At 53.6% G+C, this 25,987-nt stretch carries 28 protein-coding genes; 2 read left to right on the top strand and 26 right to left on the bottom strand.

Annotated features, from left to right (window positions below; translation table 11 throughout):
• Positions 1 to 300 precede the first annotated feature (300 nt).
• From paaX to NO352_RS03385, 25 genes are all read right to left on the bottom strand, one after another.
• On the bottom strand, positions 301 to 1,155 hold the full coding sequence (gene paaX / locus NO352_RS03505) for a phenylacetic acid degradation operon negative regulatory protein PaaX (protein WP_289354909.1): 855 nt from the start codon (positions 1,153 to 1,155) through the stop codon (positions 301 to 303).
• A 125-nt stretch (positions 1,156 to 1,280) separates the two neighbouring features.
• Entirely contained in the window at positions 1,281 to 1,703 is a 423-nt protein-coding gene (locus tag NO352_RS03500) for a thioesterase family protein (RefSeq protein WP_005547650.1), read from the bottom strand.
• Between the two features lie 52 nt (positions 1,704 to 1,755).
• The gene (locus NO352_RS03495; RefSeq protein ID WP_005547648.1) at positions 1,756 to 2,955 is read right to left on the bottom strand and encodes a thiolase family protein; all 1,200 of its coding nucleotides are present in this window, start codon (positions 2,953 to 2,955) and stop codon (positions 1,756 to 1,758) included.
• Positions 2,933 to 3,703 carry a 3-hydroxyacyl-CoA dehydrogenase family protein gene (locus NO352_RS03490; protein ID WP_005547646.1) on the bottom strand — a complete coding sequence of 257 codons (771 nt, stop codon included), beginning with the start codon at positions 3,701 to 3,703 and terminating at the stop codon, positions 2,933 to 2,935. The genes NO352_RS03495 and NO352_RS03490 overlap by 23 nt, the downstream gene beginning before the upstream one ends.
• Positions 3,693 to 4,571, bottom strand: a complete 879-nt coding sequence (locus tag NO352_RS03485) for a 3-hydroxyacyl-CoA dehydrogenase family protein (protein WP_005547645.1) — start codon at positions 4,569 to 4,571, stop codon at positions 3,693 to 3,695. Before NO352_RS03485 ends, NO352_RS03490 begins: the two co-directional genes overlap by 11 nt.
• A 3-nt stretch (positions 4,572 to 4,574) precedes the next feature.
• On the bottom strand, positions 4,575 to 5,381 hold the full coding sequence (locus tag NO352_RS03480; RefSeq protein ID WP_040736060.1) for an enoyl-CoA hydratase-related protein: 807 nt from the start codon (positions 5,379 to 5,381) through the stop codon (positions 4,575 to 4,577).
• A 14-nt stretch (positions 5,382 to 5,395) separates the two neighbouring features.
• Positions 5,396 to 6,178 carry an enoyl-CoA hydratase-related protein gene (locus tag NO352_RS03475; RefSeq protein WP_005547642.1) on the bottom strand — a complete coding sequence of 261 codons (783 nt, stop codon included), beginning with the start codon at positions 6,176 to 6,178 and terminating at the stop codon, positions 5,396 to 5,398.
• Positions 6,175 to 7,530: a phenylacetate--CoA ligase family protein gene (locus tag NO352_RS03470; RefSeq protein WP_289354908.1), complete on the bottom strand. Its 1,356-nt coding sequence runs from the start codon at positions 7,528 to 7,530 to the stop codon at positions 6,175 to 6,177. The genes NO352_RS03475 and NO352_RS03470 overlap by 4 nt, the downstream gene beginning before the upstream one ends.
• Positions 7,531 to 7,541: 11 nt before the next feature.
• Entirely contained in the window at positions 7,542 to 8,354 is an 813-nt protein-coding gene (locus tag NO352_RS03465) for an enoyl-CoA hydratase-related protein (RefSeq protein ID WP_157266909.1), read from the bottom strand.
• A gap of 172 nt (positions 8,355 to 8,526) precedes the next feature.
• On the bottom strand, positions 8,527 to 8,958 hold the full coding sequence (locus NO352_RS03460; RefSeq protein ID WP_005547636.1) for a PaaI family thioesterase: 432 nt from the start codon (positions 8,956 to 8,958) through the stop codon (positions 8,527 to 8,529).
• A complete protein-coding gene (locus NO352_RS03455; RefSeq protein WP_005547634.1) occupies positions 8,955 to 9,257 on the bottom strand; it encodes an EthD family reductase in 303 nt (100 codons plus the stop codon). The genes NO352_RS03460 and NO352_RS03455 overlap by 4 nt, the downstream gene beginning before the upstream one ends.
• A 66-nt stretch (positions 9,258 to 9,323) precedes the next feature.
• Positions 9,324 to 10,784 (bottom strand): NAD-dependent succinate-semialdehyde dehydrogenase, encoded by a 1,461-nt coding sequence (locus tag NO352_RS03450; protein WP_005547633.1) that lies wholly within the window; start codon positions 10,782 to 10,784, stop codon positions 9,324 to 9,326.
• A gap of 306 nt (positions 10,785 to 11,090) precedes the next feature.
• Complete coding sequence (gene paaD / locus NO352_RS03445) at positions 11,091 to 11,579, bottom strand: 1,2-phenylacetyl-CoA epoxidase subunit PaaD (RefSeq protein WP_289355167.1); 489 nt, start codon at positions 11,577 to 11,579, stop codon at positions 11,091 to 11,093.
• Between the two features lie 27 nt (positions 11,580 to 11,606).
• Positions 11,607 to 12,440 (bottom strand): 1,2-phenylacetyl-CoA epoxidase subunit PaaC, encoded by an 834-nt coding sequence (paaC, locus tag NO352_RS03440; protein ID WP_005547631.1) that lies wholly within the window; start codon positions 12,438 to 12,440, stop codon positions 11,607 to 11,609.
• Position 12,441: 1 nt separating this feature from the next.
• Entirely contained in the window at positions 12,442 to 12,783 is a 342-nt protein-coding gene (gene paaB / locus NO352_RS03435; RefSeq protein ID WP_289354907.1) for a 1,2-phenylacetyl-CoA epoxidase subunit PaaB, read from the bottom strand.
• Positions 12,780 to 13,763: a 1,2-phenylacetyl-CoA epoxidase subunit PaaA gene (gene paaA, locus NO352_RS03430; protein ID WP_268620172.1), complete on the bottom strand. Its 984-nt coding sequence runs from the start codon at positions 13,761 to 13,763 to the stop codon at positions 12,780 to 12,782. Before paaA ends, paaB begins: the two co-directional genes overlap by 4 nt.
• Positions 13,756 to 15,198: a dihydrolipoyl dehydrogenase gene (gene lpdA / locus NO352_RS03425; protein WP_289354906.1), complete on the bottom strand. Its 1,443-nt coding sequence runs from the start codon at positions 15,196 to 15,198 to the stop codon at positions 13,756 to 13,758. The genes paaA and lpdA overlap by 8 nt, the downstream gene beginning before the upstream one ends.
• Entirely contained in the window at positions 15,199 to 16,527 is a 1,329-nt protein-coding gene (locus NO352_RS03420) for a dihydrolipoamide acetyltransferase family protein (protein WP_289354905.1), read from the bottom strand.
• 22 nt (positions 16,528 to 16,549) lie between these two features.
• Positions 16,550 to 17,533 carry an alpha-ketoacid dehydrogenase subunit beta gene (locus NO352_RS03415; RefSeq protein ID WP_005547621.1) on the bottom strand — a complete coding sequence of 328 codons (984 nt, stop codon included), beginning with the start codon at positions 17,531 to 17,533 and terminating at the stop codon, positions 16,550 to 16,552.
• On the bottom strand, positions 17,530 to 18,621 hold the full coding sequence (gene pdhA / locus NO352_RS03410) for a pyruvate dehydrogenase (acetyl-transferring) E1 component subunit alpha (RefSeq protein ID WP_241752119.1): 1,092 nt from the start codon (positions 18,619 to 18,621) through the stop codon (positions 17,530 to 17,532). The genes NO352_RS03415 and pdhA overlap by 4 nt, the downstream gene beginning before the upstream one ends.
• A gap of 101 nt (positions 18,622 to 18,722) precedes the next feature.
• Positions 18,723 to 19,511 (bottom strand): ABC transporter ATP-binding protein, encoded by a 789-nt coding sequence (locus NO352_RS03405; RefSeq protein WP_005547619.1) that lies wholly within the window; start codon positions 19,509 to 19,511, stop codon positions 18,723 to 18,725.
• Positions 19,498 to 20,448, bottom strand: a complete 951-nt coding sequence (locus NO352_RS03400; RefSeq protein ID WP_289354904.1) for an ABC transporter permease — start codon at positions 20,446 to 20,448, stop codon at positions 19,498 to 19,500. The genes NO352_RS03405 and NO352_RS03400 overlap by 14 nt, the downstream gene beginning before the upstream one ends.
• A 27-nt stretch (positions 20,449 to 20,475) precedes the next feature.
• Complete coding sequence (locus NO352_RS03395) at positions 20,476 to 21,477, bottom strand: ABC transporter substrate-binding protein (RefSeq protein WP_289354903.1); 1,002 nt, start codon at positions 21,475 to 21,477, stop codon at positions 20,476 to 20,478.
• A 678-nt stretch (positions 21,478 to 22,155) separates the two neighbouring features.
• A complete protein-coding gene (locus NO352_RS03390) occupies positions 22,156 to 22,680 on the bottom strand; it encodes a hypothetical protein (protein ID WP_289354902.1) in 525 nt (174 codons plus the stop codon).
• Between the two features lie 107 nt (positions 22,681 to 22,787).
• On the bottom strand, positions 22,788 to 23,549 hold the full coding sequence (locus tag NO352_RS03385; RefSeq protein ID WP_289354901.1) for a DUF3891 family protein: 762 nt from the start codon (positions 23,547 to 23,549) through the stop codon (positions 22,788 to 22,790).
• A 140-nt stretch (positions 23,550 to 23,689) separates the two neighbouring features.
• Here NO352_RS03385 and NO352_RS03380 point away from each other — a divergent pair, with 140 nt between their 5' ends.
• Both NO352_RS03380 and trhA read left to right on the top strand, forming a co-directional pair.
• Entirely contained in the window at positions 23,690 to 23,866 is a 177-nt protein-coding gene (locus NO352_RS03380) for a hypothetical protein (protein WP_005547609.1), read from the top strand.
• Between the two features lie 134 nt (positions 23,867 to 24,000).
• Positions 24,001 to 24,648 carry a PAQR family membrane homeostasis protein TrhA gene (gene trhA / locus NO352_RS03375; RefSeq protein ID WP_005547608.1) on the top strand — a complete coding sequence of 216 codons (648 nt, stop codon included), beginning with the start codon at positions 24,001 to 24,003 and terminating at the stop codon, positions 24,646 to 24,648.
• An 88-nt stretch (positions 24,649 to 24,736) separates the two neighbouring features.
• On the opposite strand, the gene NO352_RS03370 is transcribed toward trhA, so the two are convergent.
• A complete protein-coding gene (locus tag NO352_RS03370; protein ID WP_262866985.1) occupies positions 24,737 to 25,936 on the bottom strand; it encodes a GntR family transcriptional regulator in 1,200 nt (399 codons plus the stop codon).
• Between the last annotated feature and the right edge of the window lie 51 nt (positions 25,937 to 25,987).

Genomic DNA, 25,987 nt, shown 5'->3' with positions numbered 1-25,987 from the left:
ATGCTTCCGCAAGCGGGGAAGCTGTGACATCAGAATTTTTTACACAAACATACAAGATAAGATAAGGAAACAAGTATACGCACAGGATGAGACAAGTGATAAAAAGGCGCCTTGGAATCATTGAAATGCTGTGCACTCCATAGCTTATAACTCGCAAAAGCCTCCTCAAAAACACTCAACGGCAACACGACCCTACGTTAAAGCACAGAAGCAAAAATGCTATAAAGAGCCCTTAAAAATCAAATCCACCGCAGTTCATATGCCCCAAAATAAATACTTATCGCGAATGTTCCATAAGTGTTATGCATGCTCGATATTGCGAAGCGGAAGCGCATCAGGTGAAGGTTCATATACTTGTTCAAAAAAACGACTAGCTCCTGTATGAAGCAAATCATAGTAGTTCTGGAACAATTGATCCGCTTCCTTGCCTAACCACACATCTGGCAACAGCTCTTCAGGGAAGTCCGGATCAATGAATAAGAACTTCCGATACCAGTGAACCAGCTTGCTCTTCTCTACGAAGCAATAACCGTCAGGCATAGCATTCTCCTGCTGAATCATCGCGAGCAATTTTTCATAACTTGGACGGTATACCTCAATAAATTCAGCATAAGCAGCATTAATCTCATCGATGTTCCAGCATTTCTGTACCAACTGCTTAGATTTGCTCCAAGCAATATGATCCGCCTTGAAAATTTCCACATATCCGGAAATTCCGCGTGATTCCACGATGTCCCTCACCTTGTCAGTCAGATCGTTAGGACTGATCCAGGTGCTCGTCGTCAACATGCCGAAGCCGAGCCATGCCAGCTCCTTGCGCAATTGATCCCTTATGCCCCGTTCCTTTTCGGGAATGTTGTAGCTCGCAATGCACCATTTGCCGTCCCATGTATCCGACTCCTGTTTATAAATGCGGGCCGCCGCCTCATCCAAGCGCCGCTTGCCGCGCGAAGACATTGAATAATAGCTGCGATTCCCCACCTTGCGCGACTCCAGCCAGCCTTGGCGCAGCATGCGCGAGATTGCGGCCCGTACGGCCTGTTCAGTCAACCCGAATTCCCCCATCAGGGCGGTCAGGCTCCCAACCCAGATTTCGCTTCCATAATGACGTACATACTCGCCGTATATGGTAAACAGCATCGATTGCGGCCTCATGTTCACCACTCCTAGTCGATCATGTGATTTCCAAATGTTGCATCTCGTCAAATTGTATCACTTGCCTCTCCATAGCTCAAGCAAAATGGAGGACATGTCGGAGTGGAGGAACCGCCGCTCAATTGTCAGGACAGCTTCTGCTCTTCTTCCGTCTTGCAACGCAAAGCCGTAAGACGCTCTGCCATCGTTTTCTTATCGAAAATCGCCTGCGTAAACGTTCCTTTTCCGACTAGATTGATTCTCGTCTCCGCCGTCACCTCGCAGACAATGCGCTTCGCCCCCACCTCGGTACAAACAGCTCGGAACGTTACCTCCTGCCCGTCAACCGCAGGCCCTACGTGCTTGATATCGAGAGCGAACCCCGAACCCTCTTCCTCTTCCTCCAAAAAAGGAACGATCATCTTTCGTCCTGCTTTCTCCATATAGTAAATCATGGTGACGGTAGACATCACTTCGTGTATGGTTGTGCCGTCAAAAGCAGGATGCATATCCGGTGTAACAGTCACAGAAAAAGATATTTCGGCGCCCGGAGCCAATCCTGGCTTCACTTCGATTCCTCCTCGCCAGAAAAAATACCATGTCCTTCAAGATAGCGCCTGATCATATTCGCTCAATTACAGTGGCGATGCCTTGACCCACGCCAATACACATCGCGGCCAATCCGTATCGCACCTCCCGGCGCTCCATCTCATTGAGTAGTGTTGTTAATATGCGAGCCCCGCTGCACCCGAGCGGATGACCGATCGCGATTGCCCCACCGTTCACGTTCACTCGTTTCGGGTCGATGTTCAACTCTCGCATGCTAGCTATCGCCTGAGCGGCAAATGCTTCATTCAGCTCGACCAGATCGATGTCCCCGATACTTAACCCAGCCTGCTGGAGCGCCTTGCGCGCGGCCGGCACGGGGCCGATTCCCATCACGGACGGATCAACGCCTGCAGATGCAGCAGCAACCACGCGGGCGCGTGGCCGAAGACCGAGCGAATGAGCGGCCTCCTGTTCCATTATGAGCAGCGCCGCTGCTCCGTCGTTAAGACCCGATGAGTTCCCAGCCGTCACGGTTCCCCCATGCTTGAAAGCCGGCTTGAGCTTCTGCAGTTGGGCCAGGGTCGTCTCAGGACGAGGATGTTCATCCTGCTCGATCTTCGTGATCTGGCCCTTGCGCCCAGTCACCTCCACCGGAACAAGCTCTGCGTCAAACTTCCCGGCAGCCTGAGCCTCAGCATATCTCCGTTGGCTGGTGAACGCAAACTCATCCTGCTCTTCCCGGCTGACACCGTATTGCTCCGCCACGTTCTCTGCCGTCTCTCCTAGACTGATTGGCGGATATAGGGCAGCCAGCTTGTCATTAGTCATCCTCCAGCCCAAAGTCGTATCATAGATCTGCTGGTGCCCGCGCTGAAAAGCAGCCTCCGGCTTCATCATCACAAAAGGGGCACGCGTCATGCTTTCCGTCCCGCCGGCAATATACACTTGCCCTGCCCCTGCCATAATTGCATAGGCGCATTGCTGAACGGCTTCCATGCCGGATCCGCACAGACGATTTACCGTCACTCCCGGCACCTCGACCGGCATTCCCGCCAGCAGCAGCGACATGCGCGCCACATTGCGGCAATCCTCCCCCGCCTGATTCGCACAGCCGAAGATGACGCCGTCCACCCGCTCCGGGGCGACCGGATTCCGCTCCAGCAGGCTGCGAATAACGATCGCGCCCAGATCATCGGCGCGCACATCCTTGAGCGCTCCGCCGTAGCGTCCGATCGGCGTCCGTACTGCATCAATGATTACGGGTGTTGCCATCTTGTTTCCCCCCAATATCATAGGAATAGAAGCCTTGGCCGCTGCGGAAGCCTAACCGGCCTGCCAGCACGAGCTTGCGCAGCAGCGGAGCCGGGCGATACCGCTCTTCACCCAGATCTCGGTGGAGCCCGCTCAGTACCGCCAGCACATCATCCAGCCCGATTCTGTCTGCCCATTCGAGTGGGCCGTACGGATAACTAGTTCCCAGCTTCATAGCCGTATCGATATCCACAGCGGAAGCCGTCCCTTCCATTAGAGCGAAGGCGGCTTCATTTACGATTAAGGCGAGAATGCGCGGGAAGACGAGACCAGCTTCATCCTGCACGATTTCTACCTGCTTACTTAAAGAGCGGAACAGTTCCTCCATGCTTTGAAGGGTTTCCTTTGATGTCTGCAAGGCAGGAGCCACTTCAATCAACTCGCGTTCTTCCAAGGGTGCGAGTGTACCAAAGCCGCATATTCGCTTCGGCTGAGAAGCCCATGATGCGATCTCGGTGGCTGATAGAGCTAGCGAGGTAGCCGCGATTGGTGTTTCTGGCGGCAACAGCCGATCCATTTTTACGATGTTCGCCTGCTTTTCAACCACATCATCATTGGTTACTTCCACACCGTACCGAACTGAGAGGGCCGAACCGCATTCCTCCGCCTCTTCCAAGGAAATGATCTCAAATCCGCTGCGTTCCAGCAGCACATGAAGACCTTCGCGCAGCGGGCTGTTCCCAACCAATAGGATTGCGTTATTGGTCATATGAATAAAACCCCTCTCCTGTCTTCCTGCCCAAGCTTCCTGCCTGCACCATGCGCTGCTGTATCCGGCTCGGCTTGAAGCGGCTCTCATGATTGAACCGGGTATAGACCGATTCCGTTGTCGCCAGATTCACGTCGAGACCAATCATATCCTGCAGCTCGAACGGCCCCATTTTGAAACCGCCAGCCTGGTTCATAATGCGATCAATTTGCTCCGGTTTAGCTACCCGGTCGCTTATGATGCGCAGTGCTTCATTATAGTAAGGTCGGGCGACGCGGTTGACGATAAAGCCAGGCGAGTCCTCCGCCAGCACAGGCACCTTGCCCAGCTCCTCCGCAAACCTGCGAGCAGCAGCTACGCAGGCGTCTGCCGACTTGTGGCCGCGAATGACTTCCACGAGCGGCATAACCGGCGCAGGGTTGAAAAAATGAAAGCCTATGATGCGCTCCGGATGAGGCAAGCCCGCTGCAAGCTCCGTAATGGAAAGGGAAGACGTATTACTCAACAGCAGCGCATCACTCCCACAAAGCTCTGTTAAGCGAACGAACACAGAACGCTTCAACTCCAGCTTTTCGGGGATCGCCTCGATGACGATCGAGCACGAGCTTACTGCTGCCATGTCCTGCACCAGCTCAATAAGCTCATGTGTCGACCGCTGTTCCTCCACCGAGATTTTCCCCTTCGCAACGTCCTTCGAAAGAACCGAACCTATATAGGCTTGCGCAGCATCCAGCACCTCTGGCTTAATATCCTGCAATCGAACACGGCGGCCCCGCCGGGCGCATACAAGCGCGATCCCCGCTCCCATCGTGCCGGCACCGATAATACCGACCGTTCCGAGGCTTCCTCCGGAAATATAGTCTTCCATCGGCTATACCCCCTTGAACGTGGGCAGCCGCTTATCCAGAAAAGCCTGCATGCCTTCCCGGTGATCCTCCGTGCGTCCGGCGATCTCCTGGGCATATGCCTCCTGCTCCAGCGTCTCCGCCAGCCCCTTTTCCAGTCCCCGGTTCATTGTCTGCTTCATCAGCCATATCGCTCGCGTCGGAAGCTGAGCCAGCTTGGCTGCAAGCTCAGCTGCTTCCTCATCCAGCCGTTCGGCGGAGCATACGCGATTGACCAAGCCTATCCGATGCGCCTCTTTCGCCGTAACGCGATCCCGAATCGTGGCAATTTCCATCGCCTTGGCCAAGCCGACAAGGCGCGGCAGGAAGTAGCAGCCCCCAGAGTCGGGAACAAGCCCAATATTGATGAATGCGCTGACAAAATACGCCCGCTCGGACATCACACGCAGATCGCAAGCGAGGGCGAGGCTCATTCCTGCTCCTGCCGCTACGCCATTCACGGCTGCGATAACCGGCAGCTCCGTGTTGCGGATTTGCATAATGAGCGGATTGTAGCGCGAACGCAGCATGTCGCCATGATTTGCGGCTCCGGTCTGCCCGGCCACATCCTGCCCGCCAGCTCCCGCCACATCACCCAGATCCTGCCCTGCGTTGAATGCTTTGCCCGCTCCGGTCAGGACGATGCAGCGCGCCGCAGCATCTTTGCCTGCTTGGCGGAATGCATCGATCATCTCGGCGATCATCTTCCCGGTGAAGGCGTTGTACTTATCCGGCCGATTCATTGTAATCCGGGCTACGCCTGCTGATACTTCGTATAGAATCGTTTCGTACACAGCCATGGTTCCTCCTATCTGCCCTTGAATTGGGGACTTCGCTTTTCTTGAAAAGCAAGCATGCCTTCCTTCTGATCCTCGCTCGCGAACAGCAGATGGAAGTATTGCCGCTCAAAATCGAGTCCTTCGGCCAACGAGAGATCCTGCGCTTTGCGAACGGCCTGCTTAATAAGGGCAACAGCCAGTGGCGGCTGGTTGGCAATACGCCGCGCAAGCTTCAGTGCTTCCTCCAAATAGAGCTCAACTGGAGCTACCTTGTTAATTAGACCGCAGCGGAGAGCCTCTTCCGCGGGCATCGCATCCCCGGTCAGCAGCAGTTCCATCGCCTTGCGCTGCCCCACCGCCCTGGTCAACCGCTGCGTTCCTCCTGCGCCGGGCATAACGCCAATGCGAATTTCCGGCTGCCCGAAACGTGCCGTATCCGAAGCAACAACAAGATCACAGTTCATCATCAGCTCACAGCCTCCACCGAGCACATATCCGCTCACAGCAGCGATGATCGGTTTAGCGATGCCGCCGATACGATCCCAGACATCGAACTGCCGCTTCAACAGCAGCGATACAGCGGATTCATCCGCCATTTCCCTAATATCCGCTCCTGCGGCGAAGGCCTTATCATTCCCTGTAATAACAAGCACCTTCACAGCATCGTCCCGATCCATCCGTTCGAGTTCGGCCACAAGCTCCTGCATCAGCTCGCGATTCAAGGCATTCAACACGTCAGGCCGATTCAGGGTAAGCACACCTACCGCGCCGTCCACCGACACGGCCACATAACGACTGCCAATCTTCGTCATCCCGCCTCCACTCCTTCACTTGCTTGAACGGCTGCCGCTCGCTTGCGGTTATCGACAATGCGTACTGCTTTGCCCTCGCTGCGCGCAATCGAACCCGGCTCATTCACATGCAGCAAAACCGAGACGCCGAGCGAGCATTTAATCGCTTTGCCGATCTCCTTAACCAGTTCGGCCACCTCGTGGCTTTCCTGAACACTGTCTACCTGACTCCAGAATTCCGGTGTAATCTCGCAATGAATCTCGAAGCGGTCAAGTGCATTGTCCCGCTCAATGACGACTTGATAATGGGGCGCAAGCTGGGAGAAATTAAACAGCACGGCCTCCAGCTCGGTCGGGTAGACGTTGACACCGCGTATAATCAGCATGTCATCTACTCTTCCTTTAATTCGGGACATCCGCATCGTCGTTCGGCCGCATTTGCAGGTACCGGGGTAAAGCGACGCAATATCGCCCGTCCGGTATCGGATGACCGGGAACGCTTCCTTGGTCAGTGATGTAAACACCAGCTCGCCTTCCTGCCCATACGGCAGCGGTTCACCCGTCTCGCGATCGACCACCTCCGCCAGGAAATGATCCTCGGCAATGTGCAGACCATCCTGCGCTTCTTGGCATTCGATGGCGATACCTGGCCCAAGCACCTCACTCAAGCCATAAATATCAATCGCCTTAATGCCAAGAGCATCCTCCAAATGGCGGCGCATTTCCTCCGACCAAGGCTCTGCGCCGAAAATGCCATACTCCATGCTCGTTGCCCGCGTATCGATGCCCTGCTTGCGCATTTCCTCCACCAGATTCAAAATATAGGACGGCGTACCTGACAAACCGCGCGGCTTGAAATCCTGAATAAGTGTAATTTGGCGCGGGGTATTCCCTCCTGATACAGGCACAGCCACTGCGCCCAAACGCTCGATGCCATAATGAAGGCCCAACCCACCTGTAAACAAGCCATATCCATACGCATTATGGAAAATATCCCCGGGCTGACCGCCCGCGCAGCAAATGGCGCGTGCTACAATCTCTGCCCATGCTTCAACATCCCGCTTCGTATAGCCTACAACGATCGGTTTGCCTCTCGTGCCGGATGAGCCGTGGATACGTACAACTTCGCTCATCTCGGTCGCGAACAATCCGAAGGGGTAATAATCACGCAGATCGGATTTCTTCATAAACGGCAGGCGGCGGATATCCTCCAAACTGCGAATGTCCTCCTGAGCCAGGCCCGCCCGATCTAACGCAGAACGATGAAAAGGCACTCGGTCATATGCCCGCTTGATGGCGTGGCGGAGTCTCTCCAACTGGAGCGCTCGCATCCGTTCGTGCGGCATCGTTTCCATCTCGACATTAAATATCACGCGCTACCCTCCTACTCCCCGCGGAAGACAGGCTTTCGTTTGTCTGCAAAGGCTGCCAATGCCTCTACCCGATCCTTCGTTGGGATAATCATCTCATAGGCTTGTGCCTCAACCGCCAGTCCGGAGTACAAATCAACATGGCTGCCCCGGTTTATGGCATATTTGGCCTGATAAACCGCGAGCGGCGCATTAGCAGCAATTTCATTCGCCAAGTCAAACGTCATGATGCGAAGTTGGTCTGCGTCATCGGCTATTCCGTTCAGCAATCCGTATTGCAGCGCATCTTGGGCGTTAATTTTCCGCGCAGTCAGGATGAGCTCCTTCGCCCGCGCTGATCCGATAAGCCGCGGCAGCCGCTGCGTTCCACCCGCACCGGGAATGATGCCCAGACTCACCTCGGTAAGTCCCATACGAGCATCCCGAACAGCCAAGCGCAAATCGCAAGCCAGCATTAATTCGAAACCGCCGCCAAACGCAAATCCGTTCACCGCTGCTATCGTCGGCTGCGGAAGCTCCTCCACGGCGGTGAACACATCTCGGATCGCACGCACGTTGCGTCTCACCTGCTGCTCATTCAGCGTGCGCCGTTCCTTTAGATCGGCCCCTGCGCTGAAGGAGCGGCCCGCGCCCGTTACGATGACAGCTCGAATCTGATAACGATCTTCCCTGATCTCCGCGACGATTTCTCCCAAGCGCACCAGCGATTCATAATTAAGGGCATTTAAGTCGGCAGGCCGATTCAACGTAATGACGGCAACATTACCGTGACGATCCAGCTTCACTGACTGTCCCGAATCATGCTTCTGGAACGGTTCCTGCCCCATATTCAGATTCAGGCCTTGTTCCTGATTCTGTTCCGGTGCCTGATACTGTTTCGGTGCCTGAGCCTGCACCGGCGTCTCCCTCTGTTCCTGCCTCTCCATCGATTCGTTCAGCCCCCTCTTTTCCGCTGATTCAACGGCTCGACATCCTCCACTGCCATTTACTCCATTGACCTTACTCCTGATTCGTGGACGGCAATTCCTTACCTAGTCCCCTTCGTTCCGGGCTGACGCGCGCGTATGTCCCCAATGCGACGGCAACAAGCTTCCCATCGCAGGTAATGCGCGCATCCGTCACAATTAAATTGCGCCCGCGCTTCAGCACCCGGGACTCCGCAACGAGAAGTTCGCCGATGGCTGGAGATAAATAATTGATCTTGCTCTCTACGGTTACACACTGCTGCACCCCGTCAATCGGGGGTGCAGCCGCATGACCCATGGCGGCGTCAGCCAACGTGTTCGTCACGCCGCCATGCACGAAGCCTTCGATACTGTTATGAAGATTGGGGTGGGTATGCAATTGCATAACGCAGCCATCTTCGTCCAGCCGAACGACCTCGATTCCAAGCAAATCATTAAACCGGTTGCGATGCGTCGGCTTGCTCACTCATGAACCTCCGCCATATGCATGGATACCAATTTGCCGGCAAATCCCATCAAATCCTTACCTGACGCCTTGCCCTCAGCGGATGACATGGCTGCCTTCAAGGCCTCCTTCGATTCAAAATACATCTCGCAAATCAGGTGCAGATCGCTCTCGCCCATTGGCGTTCCATAGATCGTTCCTACCTCCATCTTCACGAGTCCAGGCATTTTCGCCGCCAATGGAGAATGGGTATTGAAATAATGCTCGTTGAACGCCTCGACATCTTCCGGCTTTCGATAGATCGCTATTAATTTGACCATGTAAAAAATCCTCCCTTATCTCTCAATATTCATTCTTAAAATCTATCAAACAATGATTACATCCCATTACACCCCAAACGAGACAAATTTCGTTTCCAAAAATGCATCCATTCCGTAACGTCCGCCCTCCAGGCCAAGTCCGCTTTCCTTCCAGCCGCCGAATGGCGCCTGAGTCTGTGTCGGCGCGCCGTCGTTAATACCTACGATGCCGTATTCCAGCGCCTCTGCCAGACGGAAACAGCGACTGCTGTCGCGCGTATAGGCATAGGCAGCCAAGCCATATGATGTGTCGTTCGCCATTTGGATTACGTCAGATTCATCCGTGAAGGTCATCATTGGCACAACTGGGCCGAATGTTTCTTCGCCTGCAATCTCCATCTCCTTAGTCACGCCCGTAATCACGGTCGGCTCGCAATAGAAGCCTTTGCCGTATTCCCCCTCTGTCAAACGCTTGCCACCGAATACAACTTCCCCGCCTTTTTCTTGTGCATCCTGAATATGGCGCAGCACTTTATCAAGCGCCCGTTGATTGACGAGCGGGCCAATTTCCGTCTCTTTGCTGCGGCCATCGCCTACCTTCGCCTTGCTCAACCGTTCGATCAGCTTGGCGCTGAATTCCTCCACCACAGACTCGTGGACGTACAGGCGGTTCGTGCAGATGCACATTTGCCCCGAATTGCGGAACTTGCTCTCGAACAGCCCCACAACCGCCGCGTCCAAATCCGCATCCTCGAACACAATAAACGGCGCATGGCCGCCTAATTCTAGGCTGACCCGTTTAACGTGCTTGGCTGCCCCTTCCATTAACAGCTTGCCGACACGCGTTGAGCCGGTGAAGGCAATTTTGCGAACCTTTGGATTGTCGAGCAATTCCTGGCCCACCGTCTCCGGCTGGCCGATGACCAGATTCACGACACCGGCTGGGAACCCGGCTTGTGCAATCAGCTCGAATAACTTAATTGCGCTTAGTGGCGTGCTCTCGGCTGGCTTCAAAACGACAGTGCACCCTGCGGCGAGCGCGGGCGCAATCTTCCGCGCGACCATATTAACCGGGAAGTTCCATGGCGTGATCGCTCCGACGACGCCGACCGGGTGGCGGCTGACCATAATCCGCTTGTTCGGCACGGAGGATGGAACCGTCTCGCCATACACCCGCTTCGCTTCCTCCGCATACCACATGAAGTTGTCGGCCGCTCCCAGTACCTCGCCTTTTGCCTCCCGCAGCGGTTTGCCCATTTCGGCCGAGATGATACCCGCCAGTTCATCACGATGGCTGCGCACCAATTCATATAATTGGTACAAATATTTTGAGCGCTCACGGGCAGTCAAGCGAGACCAGCCTGGGAATGCCTGGTGGGCCGCATCGACGGCCGCTCTTGCGTCCAAATGGTCACCATAGCTTACCGTCCCTACCTCTTCTCCAGTTGCCGGATTAACGACGCGGAGCATACCGCCGCCTTGTGCTTGCGTCCATTCTCCGTTGATGAACATCGACTTCAATTCAACAGTCTGCATGCTTTTTTCCATCGTAATCGGATACCCTCCCTTGGCCTCTGCAGCTTACTCCGCCCCCAAAGGCCGCACAAATGTGCATAATAGTTTTTCTTGCCTTCCTTGTCGCTGCTTGCAAAATGGCTTGATCAACCCTTACAGAACCTTGTAACACCATACAAAAAACGCAATGCAACAAACCAAACGTCTTACAACATCACAGTCTTGCAATGACTACAGGTATTAACCTTAGAGCCTTAGATAGAGCTTAAGCATTAAGTATTAAGTATTAAGTACTAGGAACTAGAGCATTAAAACATTACGAACCATACAATCCTAGCCTCACAACACTTTCAAGGCTTCGAACGGATTTTTACAGTGCCTGCAATATAAAATGCTGCGGCAAGCCGCCGGACCGAACATATTGTCCATGCGAGTGTACGGAGAATCGCAGTAGGGACACCGCACCTTCCACTCCTCGCCCGTCGTACAACCACGCGGCGGCGCAACGATGCCAAACGAACGCAGCTTCTCTCGGCCTTCGTCGCTAATCCGATCCGAGGTCCAGGCTGGCTCCCGCAGGAAGCGGACGATCACCTCGCACACTTTCTGGATGGAGAGCAGCTCCTCCTGAATTTTGCTCTTCATCAATTCCAGAGCAGGACAGCCAATGAAGGTCGGCAGTACCTCCACCTCAACTACACTCTCGCTTACAACCACCCTGTGAATCATCCCCATCTCAATCATGCTGATAACGGGGATTTCCGGATCCTTGACTTCCTGCAGCAGTGCCCAAATTCGTTCCTCAAGCCCCCTTGGCATCTGCCGCATAATCTGTGTCACGATGAACCACCTCCTTCACCAGCCCGCCGCCGGGTCAATCCGATACACCTCCGACAAGATGGCGACGACCTGCGCCAGATCGTCGGTATGCTGCCCGTCTCGTCCAGTCCCGATAGGACTTATCCAATCTCCCGGCCATGCGAGCCCGCTCGCTTCGAACAAGCTCTGCGCCGACATCTTCCAGCGCCGTGCCAATTCATCGCTGCCTATGCTCAGACCGAAGCGGACAATCGCTTCCTCCTCGCTGCCTAGCGGGAACAGGCTGCCGACATCGTTCCACGCCTGGGCTACGGCCGCATTCAATCGGGAACGAGCTTCGTTCGTGCCGCCTGCCAGCCGCGTGAACCAGGAGCGCCAATACCGGATATGGTACTGATGCTCGCGCAGCATTTTGCTGGCCTCCTGCGTCAGCGGCACATACGAAGAACGGGTCAACGCTTCCAGCCGGACTTCCTTGAATAGGCCGTACAGGCAGCAGCGGGCAATCGCGAAGGCCCAGTCATAATGCGGCTCATCCGCATATTCGCCTGGTCCGTTCGGTCGCTCGAGCAGAATGGCATTGCGGAACGCCTCTGGGCTGCGCAAATGCGCCAGGTCATCCGCCTTGCCGGCTCCTAGCTCCTCCAGCATCCCGTACAGCATCGCCGCATGCCCCATCATGTCCTGCGCCATCGAGGAGAAAGCGACATCTTCTTCGATGTGAGGGGCCAGCCCAAGCCATTCCGATCCCCGGTATGCCAAAATATAGTCATCGTCTGCAATCTGCAGCAAAAGCTCCTGCAGCGCCCGGGTATAATCGGGGCGGCGCTTGGCCTCTTCCGCAGCCGCTACTTCGATATGCTCCGACATTTCACCCCTCCTTCCGTGTGGTATCCGCCTTGCCCTCGTACGCTTCCTTGTGGCGCCGCCACCTCGATTGAATGTCGCCATATCCCTTTGTTTCGCGGTAGCTTTTGTTGTCCAGCCGTTCGAGACTCGCCCGTTCCTCCGGCGTCAGTCCGTGAATATCGTCACGGTTCACAACCCAGATATTGATGCAGGGCTCGCGGCGCATAAAGTTCTCCCGCGCCATCAGGAGCGCAGCTTCCGGATTGGGCGCAAGCAAGCTGAACTGGTGCATAAAGCCAGCAGACGGGCTTTTCTGGCTGAACACCTCATAGACGGAAAATTTCTCTTTCGACTCGCTGCTCATATGGCCCCTCCCGCCGCATAGGATGCGCAGGGCGCAAGCATCGCTTCCCGCACCCATTTCGCTTCTTCGTAGGATGTTTTCCGCAGCCGCAGCCGCTGGGCCGAGCAAGGTCCGTTTCCGCGCACAATTTGTACAAAGAGATCCCAATCGGGCTGCTGGTAATGCCAGACGCCCTCCGCCTCGTCGAAACGAATCGTATCGTCCGGAAGCGTCAAACCCAGATGATAGATCCGGTTCACGTATTTATGGAAAAAGACCTGCCGCAGCTCCTCGTTCGTCTGTGTGCGAATCTTGTACCGCATGTTCATTTGCTGGTTGCTGGATACAGTTCCGCCTTCTGGCGGACCAAAGAACATCAGCAAGGAAGGCCACCAGCGGTTTACGGCCTCCTGCAGCATCCGGCGCTGCGCCGGCGTTCCTTCGGCCAGCTCCAGTACGATGCTCTCGCCGTGCTGAGCATGGAATTTCTCTTCTGCGCATATGCGCTGGAGCGCGCGGGCATAGGGCGCGTAGGATGTCTCAAGCGACATGGACTGGGTAATGATTGCGGCGCCGTCGACGAGCCAGGCAATGACGCCAGCATCGGCCCAAGTGGGCGCCTCCATATGGAACACGTTGTGGAATTTCAGCTTCCCCGAGAACAGATTGCGCAGCAGATCCTCGCGAGTCTGGCCGAGCGGGGCCATTAAGTCCTCCGCGACCCGCAGCAGCAACTGTCCATGTCCCATCTCATCCTGCACCTTCGCCATAATCGCTAGTTTGCGCCGCAGCGTCGGCGCCTTCGGAACCCATTCCTTCTCCGGCAGCGCCCCCATTATTTCACTAACGCCGTGCATCGATATCAGCTTAATTAACTGGTTACGGTAATCGTCTGGCATCCAATCGTCCGCTTCAATCTTGTCTCCCCGGTCAATTCGGTGCAGAAAATGCGCCAAACGCTCGCTGTCCAGCGATCCATCCAGATCCTTCCGATTACTCATCTTCCATCCTCCTCTCATTCACAATGTGTATGGCATGCCCCAAAGCGGCGGCGGCTGCTTCCAGCCAGCCTTCACTAAGCGTCGGGTGCGGATGCACCATCATAGCCAAATCCTCCGCTCTCGCCGCCATTTCGAGGGCGAGGACGCCCTGGCCAATCAAGCTGCCGGCATCCGCCCCCACTGCATGCATGCCCAGCAACAAGCCGGAATCCTCTTCGACGACTACTTCCGCAAAACCGTCTGTCTTCCCGGCCGCCAGTGCGTATCCGTTGGCACGGAAAGGGAAGCGGCCCGTCTTCACCTTCATGCCCTGCCGCTCGGCTTCCGCCCGCGTCAATCCCACTCCAGCAATTTGCGGGTCAGAAAAAATAACGTACGGCACATAAGGCGAGTCGAAAGCGCTCGGCAGTCCGCCGATCACCTCCGCGGCGACCGTGCCCTGCTTCGCAGCGCGATGAGCGAGAGCAGGCCCTGGCGTAATATCACCAATGGCAAAAATGTGGCGCACATTGGTTCGGCATTCCGCATCAACTGGAACATAGCCGCGCTCATCCATTCGTATCCCCGCCTGACTGAGACCGAGTCCTGCCGTGTTCGGCATGCGTCCGACCGTCACAAGCACCTTGTCGCAGAGGACGCTTTCCTCCCCTTTCTGTTTCGATTCGAGTCGAAGCTCAACATAATTGTCATTCTCCATAACCGCGCGCACTTCCGTGCCCGTCTTGATGACCATCCCCAGCTTGCCGGCACGCCGCTTTACTTCCGCAGCGAGACTGCCTCCCACAAGCGGGAGAATCCGCTCCTCGCGCTCAATAAGCGTAACGCAACATCCAAGCTTGGCGAATGCCATGCCTAATTCGATGCCGATATAGCCGCTCCCGATAATTGCTAGGCGCTCCGGCATACTGTCCGATTCTAGCGCTTCCGTAGAAGTAAGGATGCGGGAACCACCTGCCGCTGCAAATGCCGGGAGATGTGGTCGCGATCCGGTCGCGATAATCGCCTGCTTGAACTTGTAGGTCTCGAAGCCGGATTCCGTCTCTACCCCGACGCGGTCGTCGGACAGGAAGACTGCGCTCCCCTTCACGACCGTAACCCCGTTGGCGGCGCAGAGCTGCGCCACTCCGCTTCCCAGCCTGCCGACAATGCCGGACTTCCACAGCTGCCATGCGGACATTTCGAAGGAAAGAGCCCCAGGCTCTATCCGCAATCCCAGCTTGGAGGCCGATCTGGCTTCGTCATACAATCCGGCCGCATGAATCAGTGCCTTGGACGGAATGCAGCCCGAATGAAGACAAACTCCTCCGAGCTCCTCTTTTTCCACCAACACGACCGATTTGCCTAACTGACCCAGTCGGATCGCCGACGTATAGCCGCCGGGCCCGCCACCAATGACAACAACATCCGTTTCTACTGCAATTTCACCGACGACCATCTATACCATCTCCGCCCATAATAAGTCAGGCTGCTCTAGCAGCCGCTTGATCCGATTCGTGAATCGAATCGCCTCCGCCCCATCGATAAGCCGATGGTCAAAGGAAAGCGCCATATTCATCATGAGGCGGATAACACCTTCCCCATTGCGGACGACCATGCGCGGCTCCATTTTGTGCAGCGCCAGGATGGCCGCCTCCGGATGGTTAATGATCGGCGTTGCGAGCAGGCTGCCAATCGGGCCGACGTTGCTGATCGTGAAGGTACCACCGGTAATTTCCTCAAGCTTCAGTTTTCCTTCTCGCGCCCGTTCCGACAGCTGCCCAATTTCTTCTGCCAGCTCAAAAACTGTCTTCCGGTCGGCATCCCGGATAACTGGGACGATAAGACCGTCCGGTGTGTCGGTCGCAATCCCGATGTGATAATAACGCTTCAATACAATTTCTTTCGTCTCGTCGTCAAGCGAAGCGTTGAAGAATGGGAATTCCTTAAGCGCGATGACAATTGCCTTTATGAAAAACGGCAAGTATGTCAGCTTCACCTGCCGTTCGGCCGCTAGCGGCCGAAGCCGCTCACGCAGGGCCTGCAAGGCATCGGCTTCCAGTTCATCCACCTGCGTGACATGCGGGATGGTGGTCACTGCCTTAACCAGCCTCTCGGCGATCTTCAAGCGAATGCCGCGCAGTGGAAGCCGTTCCTCTATGCAATCAGAAGCCGGTGCGGCTCCCCGCGGCCTGACAACACCCTCGCTTTTCTCCCTCGCAGGCGGAGCCGCCGTATTTATGCGCGGCAGGTCAGCCCCTTCCGCTTCCTTAGTCGTGTCCGCCGAAGCATAGCGCCGCACGTCCTCTTCGGTTATGCGCCCGGCGGCTCCACTTCCCTTCACCTGCTCGATGTCGACATTTAGCTGCCGCGCAAGCTGGCGAACATAGGGGGCTGCGCGCACTCTTCCCGCAGGTAATCCAGCAGACGCCGGCGGCGATGCCGTAACAGACAATGGTAAGGCCGCTGCAGGCGATGACGAAGGAGCATTGACAACCGCTGCCACTGAAGCCGCCTGTTCCGCCTTGCCCGCTTCCATCGCTGGAATGCGCCCCTCCGCTTCGAGAATGAACAATACCTCGCCTACTCGAACTCCGGCACCCTCGGCGAACATCAGCTTGCGCACTACGCCGGCCGTCGGAGCGGTCAGCTCGGCGTTCACTTTGTCCGTCTGCACCTCGACGATCGGCTGATCGCAGGCCACCCATTCCCCTTCCTTAATGAGCCATTTTCCGATCTCCCCTTCGTGGATGCCTTCTCCTACATCGGGAAGCTTGAACTCTATCATTCGCGTTCCTCCTTCTGAACGGTCAGAACTGTATCGCTGCAGCGATTCCTTCTCTTACCCGCCCGACCGTCGGAACATAGACATCCTCGAGCGAGAATTGCGGAACTGGAACATCAAAACCGGTAATCCGCTGAATCGGAGCCCGCAAATACATCAGCGCTTCGTCATTAATCAACGAGACAATTTCTGCACCGACGCCGGCCGTCTTCTGCGCCTCATGAACAATTAGCGCGCGGCCCGTTTTCTTCACGGATGCGGCAATGGCATCCCGATCAAGCGGATACAGCGAGCGGAGATCAATGACTTCACAGGACCAGCCTTTCTCCTGCTCCAACTGCCGCGCCGCTTCAAGCGCCACCCGCATCATGGCCCCCCATGAAATCAGCGTAACATCTGTTCCTTCCCGGACGATGTTCGCCTTGCCTAGCGGAATGCGGTACATCTCCTCCGGCACTTCTGCCTTGAAAGCACGGTAAATCCGGGCCGGTTCCAAAAATACGACCGGATCGGGATCCTCGATGGCGCTAACAAGCAGACCCTTGGCATCGTAAGGATTGCTCGGTACGACCACCTTAAGCCCAGGCGTATGAACGAAGAATGCTTCCACACTCTCTGAATGAAGCTCCGGCCCTCTAATTCCCGCGCCATATGGCGCGCGGATAACAAGCGGAACATTGTACTGTCCCCGCGTCCGATACCGCATGCGGGCTGCATGTGTGACGATCTGCTCGAAGCCTGGATAAATGAAGGCCAGAAACTGAATTTCAACGACCGGAATGAAACCATTCAGCGCCAGCCCGATTGCCGAGCCAATAATGCCGGCTTCAGCCAGCGGCGTATCCACAACCCGCTCCTTGCCGTACTTTTCGAACAGCCCTTCCGTTGCCCGGAATACGCCACCGTTGACGCCAATGTCTTCTCCTGTCAGCATGACGCGCTGATCGTCGGCCAGCTTCTGATCGAGCGCTTCGTTAATCGCTTGCAAGATCGTTAGGTTCCGACTCATGCTTCACCCTGCCTTTCCACATACAGGCCGCACTGTTCCCGCTGCTCAGCCACGGGCCACGGCATATCAGCGCTAACGTGCATGAACATATCTTCAGGCCGGGAATTCGGATAGCTCTCCGCCTCTGCAACCGCGGCCTCGATAAGGCCGCTGATCCGCTCCATCAGACATTCCTCATGCTCCTGGCCCCAAATTCCCCTATTTACAAGATACCGCTTCAAACGCTCTATCGGATCGCGCTGCTCCCTCCATTCGGCAGAGAGCCGGGCCTGATCCCGATATTTGCGCGGATCGTCACTGGTCGTATGCGGCCCATAACGGAACGTGACTGCCTCGATCAGCGTCGGTCCGCCGCCGTTCAAGCCGCGTTCAATCGCTTCACGCACAGTCAGCCAAACGGCGAACACATCGTTGCCATCCACCCTGACTCCTGGCATATCATAAGCCGCCGCACGCTGGGCGATCGTCCGAGAAGCAGACTGCGCATGGAACGGCACGCTGATCGCGTACCCGTTATTCTGGCAGAAGAATACAGTAGACGTCTGATATACCCCTGCAAAATTCAAAGCCTCATGGAAGTCGCCTTCCGAGGTTGCTCCTTCGCCGAAGTACACAATGCTCGCCTGCTTCTCACCCTTCAGCTTAGCGGCCCACGATGTGCCTACGGCATGCGTCAAATGCGTGGCTATCGGCACGCACGGCGGCATAATATGGCGGCCTTCCGGACTGATCGATCCTTCCATATGGCCCATCCAATAAAGCAGCACCCTGCTGAGCGCCTGCCCATGCGTAATCGCAGCAGCATGATCGCGATAGCTGGGAAACAGCCAATCATTGGGGGACAGCGCCAGTGCGCTCCCAACCTGGGAGGCTTCCTGGCCCTCATAAGGGGCGTACGTACCCATTCGGCCCTGCCGTTGCAGGTTGACAGCCTTCCGATCGAACATTCTTGCCAGCATCATGCTCTCGTACATTTTTATTGCCAGATCCTCGTCAATGGCTCCCTCTGTAGGATGGCGAAGCTCTCCGTCCGGCGCCAGCACCTGATAGGGCTCAAGCACTTGATACGGCTCTAGCAGCCCGCGCATATCTTCATACTGCGTTTTCTTTCCTGCCCTCTCTTTAACTGGCGAGGCAGACGGATGCCCCTGACTTTGAATCATCATTACCGCTCCCTTTCCTTTTTTAGCTATCCCAACAGCAAGCGGTCATCCGCGACTCCCTTCAACTGGGCGAATTTTTTCAACAATACCTCAATCGTCAAATGCTTCTTTTCCTCTTCCGGCACATCCAAAATAATCTGGCCTGCGTCCATCATAATCAGACGGTTGCCGAGCTCGATGGCTTGCTGCATATTGTGCGTTACCATCAGTGTCGTGAAATTGGAACGCTCGACGACTTCCTTCGTCAGCGCTGTAATCAACTGAGCCCGCGCCGGGTCAAGCGCGGCCGTATGTTCATCCAGCAGCAGCACCTTCGGCTGCGTGAAGGTCGCCATCAGCAGGCTAAGCGCCTGCCGTTCTCCGCCTGACAGCAGTCCGGCCTTAGCTGACAGCCGATTCTCGAGGCCTAGATGCAGCGAGGCCAGACTCTCACGGAACAGATCCTTCCGCTTCTTGTTCACACCCCGGTGCAGGGTGCGTCTTTTGTCGCGCGAGAAAGCGACCGCAAGATTCTCCTCAATCGTCATCGTCGGCGCCGTGCCAGCCATCGGGTCTTGGAACACGCGTCCAATCTTGCGCGAGCGCTCGAATTCAGAGAGGCTGGTCACGTTCTCGCCGTCGATTTCAATGGTGCCGCTATCTGGGGTCATCCCTCCCGAGATCATATTCATCAGCGTGGACTTGCCCGCCCCATTGGAGCCGATAATCGTTACGAAATCACCCTCGCGAAGCGTCAAATTTAGATTTTGCAGTGCAATTTTCTCACTCGCCGTCCTGCGGTTGAACACTTTCCGAATCCCCTCAAGTTTCAGCATGGCTTCCCCCCCTTGCTCCGTGGTCGATGGACAGGTGTGGAACATCATCTTGCAAGGACTTCATCCGCCTTTCTTTCCACGTTGCTACAATCCGCGTCATGACGAGGGCGGCAACCACAATGACAGCAGTTAGCAGCTTCAGGTCATTCGGATTCAACCCGATGCGGAGTGCCAGCATAATAATGAGGCGATAGACAATAGCTCCTCCGATTACGGCTAAGGTCGCTCGTCGAATGGAGGCATGGCCGAACACAGCTTCCCCCATAATGACGGAGGCCAAGCCGATGATAATAATGCCGATTCCCATCGAGACATCCGCAAATTCCTGATATTGGGCGATAAGCGCGCCGGATAGCGCTACCAATCCATTTGACAGGCTCAGCCCGACAATTTTCATATTGTCGGTATTCGCGGAAAGGCTGCGGATCATTTTCGCATTGTCGCCGGTTGCGCGAATCGCCAAGCCAATCTCTGTATCCAAAAACCTGTCAATGGCCCATTTGATGAGCAGAACGAATAGTCCAAAGGCCGCCAAAATCGCTAGCGGCTGCAGACTGGACAAGAAGGAGTTGATCTGCGTAAATAGAGTGCTTTCCCCCAGCAGCGACGTATTCGCCGTGCCCATAATCCGCAAATTGATCGAATATAATGCAATCATCGAAATAATGCCGGACAGCAGCGTATTAATTTTCCCTTTCGTATGGAGCAGTCCAGTTACGGTACCCGCCACGCATCCTGCCAGCAACGCGCCCAATGTAGCGAGCAGCGGGGAATAGCCGGACGTAATCATGACCGCCGCCACGGCTCCGCCGGTGGCAAAGCTGCCATCGACGGTCAAATCGGGAAAGTCGAGAATCCGAAACGTTACATAAACGCCCAGAGCCATCAACGCGTAAATGACCCCTGCTTCCAAAGAACCTGTCAGCGCATATAGCACGATAGCATCCTCCTAATTTGGAACGACTTATTTCTCTATCAGGATTGCGCCTTGTGTCATCTCTTCGGTCAATTTGATTCCTTGCGCCTCTGCCGCTTTCGGGTTGATCATCAGATCCAGCTTCTTGGAGACCTCAACGGGGATGTCTGCTGGAGATGTACCCTTCAGCACCTTTACAGCCATCTCGCCTGTCGCATATCCCAGATCGTAATACTTGAATCCGATCGATGCGAACGCGCCTTCTCCAACTGATTCACTGCTCTCGCAGAAAAGCGGAATGTCCTTGTTATTGGCTACAGATACGACCGAGCTCAATGCTGAAATGACTGTATTATCAGATGGGAGATAGATGATATCCGCGCGGCCTACCAGCGAATCAGCGGCCTGCTTCACCTCCGAACTGTTCGTAACGGTGGATTCAACCGTCTCCAATCCGCCTTCTTTCAGCACCTGCTTCACGTTGGCAATGTTGACGACAGAGTTCTGTTCCCCAGAATTGTAGATAACGCCTACCTTGCGGGCCTCAGGGAAAAACTTCTTAATCGTCTCCATTGTCTTCTTAATCGAGTCAGGATTCGTGTCGCGCGTGCCCGTCACATTGCCTCCAGGCTTTTCAAGACTGCCGACCAGCTTCGATGCAACCGGATCCGTCACAGCCGTGAACAGTACGGGAATGTCTTTCGTCGCCTTCACAACCGCCTGCGCGGTCGGTGTGGCGATTGCCAGAATGAGGTCATTTTTATCGCCTACCAGCTTTTGAGCGATCGTAAGATTGTTGTTCATATCCCCCTGCGCATTGTGGAAATCAACTTGCAAATTGATATTTTCCTTGTACCCAGCGTCCTTCAGTGCCTGCAAAAAGCCTTCTCGCGCCCCATCCAGCGAAGGATGATTCGCGTACTGCGCAATGCCGATTTTAACCATCTTATTGCCGTCGCCATCCTTGCCCATGTCCTTCGGCTCGCCCGAGTTCCCACATGCCGCCAGCAACAGTGAGCAAACCATAAAAATCGGAAAAAACAGTTTCATCCAACCTCGCTCCTTTGCAACAATAATTGGTATTGATTGCGCTTTCATTATAGTGATTAGATAAAAAGCGTATTGGCGAGTTGTTTGGCATAAGGTTTTCAAGGTTTTCTTGCGATATCGAGACATGTTATGTACTCACTCTGCTGCTTCATAGAAAATTCGTTCCTAGACTGTGTGATGTGTTCATCTGGAAGGATAATGTGAATGCGCTCGTCCTCGCGGTTTAGCGCTGCTGCCTGTTGGCTTAGATGTGGAGATTGTTGCGTATGCGTTGCAAAGATCGTGTAGATGCACAGTGCCGTGCTGAATGCTGGAGTTTTTCAATCCAAAATCAATGAGTTATTCCGGATTGTTGAGCATTTATAATACGTTTTTTTCATGGTGCGTTATTTTAACGTTATATTATCATATCGTCATAATCGATGTCAATATTTGGACACATTTTTAACTAAATTGTGTGATCTATGTTATATCTTATATCATAAAACAAACCGAAACCTAAAAGCACAAGGCCATTCAAGGTGGATGGAACACTTATGCGAGCCTTTCACTATTTTTTCCTGGTCAAAAAAATGAAGCGGTGACACCGTGATCATCAGATCATCAGCGTACACCGCTATCCTGTATTTAGGGATTCACTCCCCTATCTTTTATAAGCAAAACATTTTTATGTACATGTTAAAAATCCGAAATCTCCGGTTTTTTGTACAGCATCGCTGATCCACCCATAATAAGAAACGCTGCGAATGCAATCCCGATTAGGGAAGAGCTTGCAAACATACTCAAGGAAAAGACGGCAAAGAACAAAAGCGATACGCAGGTCAGAATACTAATCGGAATGAGAAGCCATTTATTACGGTTCCCCATGATATAAAATTCAAATAAGCCGAAGGCCACCGCAAGCGGAAATCCAGGCCATACCGTACCGAATGCATCGAACAGCATCCCGATTTGACATACCACACCGCTGACGATCAAAATTCCGCCAGGTATGAGCAGCCCCGCTGCGCGCCCCTTGGTAACAAAGAAGAACATAAAATGGAAAAATAATCCGAGTGGGATGACAAACAATGTCGGCCAAAAATAACCAAATATGCTTCCTGCAGTTGCAAACTTATCGGCGCCCCATCCGCTCCATGTAACCAGCATCAGCAAAATGCCTAAGCCGATTAAGGAGAGAGCCTTAATACTTCTGCTATTCAAGCTCCTCTACCTCCCTTTCCTTCCCCATAGTTTCCCCTATATCGTTCTCATACTCCGTATTCTAGGACGACACTCCCTACGCTCCCCCCTTCATCACTCATGAAAAATTACACGAAATGAATGACCTGCTTTCTCCGTTCAGCCTCCTTATAGGCGCTCGCAATCCCTATCTTGCGTATTCGCTCCTTGGCTACAACTTTATAAGATAACATGGCGGTAAACGGTTCCGTAAATGGAGTTGGAGTTACCCGAATCGCCCTGTCATCCAGCCACTCGGCTTGTAATTGCTCACCTGATTGTACATTAAAAGGTTCTGTACGCTCGAAGCCGTCCTGATACCAAGGAAACTCTTTATCTTTTGACACTCCTGGCTCATTTAAGCACACATACAGGGACAGATCATCGCAAAATTGAAGCATTCGAAAATGATTGGCTATTGTCAAATCCGGCAAATCCACAAATTGTTCCCTTATTCGCCGCTGACGCTGCCGTTCATGCTGAAGAAATTCGATTACGTCCTTCTGCTCCTCTATATGAAAGAAAGAAGCGAAATGCTTACTGCATAATAGGCTGGCATATGGATTGACTTTCTCGATATCGTCCAGCCCCTTTCGATAGAATGCAAGCCTTAAGGGCATCGGATAATCCATGAATGTATACGGCTCCTGCTGTGCGTCATTCCAAATGGGTGTATCATCAAGTCCGATCCAGCTGCAATCATGCTCATAGGCAGCATATACGGCATCCTCATATCCGTCACGTGTACCAAGCAATTCCGTTCGGAACTTCGAAGCGATTTCGCCTGATAGATATCCATGGTCATGTTGTGCAATGAATACGATTTCATCTTTCCTCGTCCGAATAATCATTTCTATACAGCTCCTTTGGCTTCGTATCGTCCATATAAGGAGAAGGAAGTGCCCCCTTAATCCTAATTAGGACTTACGGTTATTGATTTTTCCATTGGCAGCGGTTATGCTGTGTGAGATAAACATATAGGAGGGATACCATGAGCAAGACATCCAACAAGCGCCGCAAGTTAGAGCGCGCAGGACAACTCGACCCTAGCTTGCTGCGAGGCAGCTGGACCCGAAAGCCGTATACACAAGTAGTACCGAATAAGAAAGCAGAGCAGCGCCGAAGCCTATGCCGGAAACGGATAGATGACGGCGCTGTTGCTATGTAACGGCCTCTACGTTCCTCTGTTTGTTACCTTTTTGAAAAGTATTATGGATCATTTGCAGCACCCTTCCCACTTCGTTACAATAGAAGTAACTAGATCCGCATGAACGGATCCAATAGAAAGGAAGGTGCCGCCGTATGGCTAATACTCACACCTACTCGCGCGGCGAAGAAATCGCTAACGCGATCACTCATGGAATTGGCGTGGTCATGAGCATATCTGCCTTGACGCTATTAATCGTATTTGCCGCCTTGTATGGACAGCCCATTCATGTCGTCAGCTTTACAATCTATGGCATATCCATGCTGCTCCTGTATACCTCATCAACATTGGTGCATAGCTTCCCCGAAGGCAAGGTTAAGGATCTGTTCGAAACATTCGACCATGCGTCCATCTATTTATTTATTGCCGGCACCTATACACCGTTGGTTTTAATCGCACTGCCTAAGCTTATTGGGTGGACACTATTCACGATTGTATGGACAATTGCTATCGGAGGCGTAGTATTCAAAGCATTCTTCACCAAACGATTCCTCTTTATGTCCACACTGCTCTATATTGCGATGGGCTGGCTCATCGTGTGGGCGTGGCATCCACTGACAGAAACTATGCCATCCTTCGGTCTGACCATGCTGGTCATCGGCGGCATCCTGTATACGCTGGGTACGATTTTCTACGTATGGAGAGGTTTCCCCTTCCATCATATGATATGGCACCTATTCGTGTTAGCGGGCTCTATTGTTCACTTCTTCTCTGTACTCACTTTGGTTGAAATTCGGGTGTAGCTCTATTTATGAATTACCCTGTTTCATGATTCCGCCAATCTCCGCATATACGCTGAGATTGGCGGTGATGTGAAGTATAATGTGGGGGTTACTGTTCAGACTGACATGGCCCAGTTGAACGTCTGTTTACGAACTGAGGCTCAAGAATAACTTTATGATACACTTCCTTGCCTGCTGCACCGTCCTGCTCCGGACGATCCATAATATCGGCCAGAATCGTAGCCGCTCGGCGGCCAATCTGCGCTTCATTTTGATAAATATGACTGAAAAATGTCTCTCTCTCTTCCAGATGCTCTGGATCATCGAATGTCACTATCGAAATATCCTCGGGAACACGCAGTCCAGCCCGCTTCGCAATTTGGTGCATACGCATGCCTAATTTGCCGTGCAGGGCAATATATGCAGTAGCTATCCCGCTCCTCATATACCGAGCCAAAACAGAATCATCCGCTTCCTCGCCGACAGGAATTGTGAAATCAGTCAAAATAAGCGCCGGATTAATCATGGCACCCCTTCTCTGATATTCATTCATATATCCAGCTATGCGATCCTGCACGCTGACGCAATCCCGAAATGCATCCGTACATATTGCAATATTGCGATGTCCCAGCTCCCACAAGTGAGCGACAGCCATTTCAGCCCCTAGGCGATTGTCCGAGCACACATAATGCGTATCCACTCCAGGCAAATAGCGATCAATAAGCACGAACGGGAAGCCATTCACCTTCAATGACAGAATTTCCTCGTTATACATATCTTCATCCACCGGAAACAGCAGCAAGCCCGCTATGCCCATCTCCAGCATCTCTCGTATTTGCTGTTCCTCCCGATCCTTCGAGCCTCCACTGAATGCAACGATAAGGGAATAACCTCGCTCATTCAGCGTTTTCTGAATGGAATTTATTAGTCTCATCGCAAAATAATCATCGAGCGTAGGCATGACGAATCCCACGACTTTCTTTCTTCGTTCACGTCCGGCAAATCCTGACACGCTGCTATCTCGCATTTCATTTGTATTTGCGTTATTCGACTCTTCCTGGGCCATGATCATTTTGCCCATAATCTGCTTTGAGACAAAGCTTCCTCTCCCCGGAACTCGATAGATCAACCCTTCCTTCACAAGTGCTGCAAGCGCATTCACAACTGTAATGCGGCTTACTTGGAACTGTTCCATCAGCTCCTTCTCTGTCGGAATTCGATCATTCGGCTTCAGCTGTTTATTTTGAATCATATCCTCAATATATCGCTGTACTTGCAAATATAGCGGCGATCGAGAATCATAGCTCATTCGTATCATCCTTAATTATTAATTTAATATATATAATATAGCATTTAGGAA

It is taken from the genome of Paenibacillus sp. S-12 (assembly GCF_030363895.1).
GTDB classification, from domain to species: domain Bacteria; phylum Bacillota; class Bacilli; order Paenibacillales; family Paenibacillaceae; genus Paenibacillus_B; species Paenibacillus_B alvei.
This window is presented reverse-complemented; position numbering and strand designations above follow the sequence as displayed.